1 protein-coding gene is annotated in these 203 nt (G+C 73.4%); it reads left to right on the forward strand.

From position 1 onward, the window contains the following. Positions 1 to 203: tetratricopeptide repeat protein (locus tag LP52_RS25470; RefSeq protein WP_040276971.1), on the forward strand; the 203-nt coding region annotated here is incomplete at both ends.

A 203-nucleotide genomic window follows, 5' to 3' on the forward strand; every position in this document is an offset into this window, starting at 1 on the left:
CGCCGCGCCGCCGACAACGGGAACATCATCGCGATGGCCGGCCTCGGCCTGCTGCTGAAGCAGGACGGGCGCACCGAGGAGGCCGAGGCCTGGTACCGCCGCGCCGCCGACAACGGGGACATCATCGCGATGTCCGGCCTCGCCGCTCTGTTGAAGCAGCAGGACGGGCGCACCGAGGAGGCCGAGGCCTGGTACCGCCGCGC

The organism is Streptomonospora alba (assembly GCF_000826685.1).
Lineage (GTDB): Bacteria > Actinomycetota > Actinomycetes > Streptosporangiales > Streptosporangiaceae > Streptomonospora > Streptomonospora alba.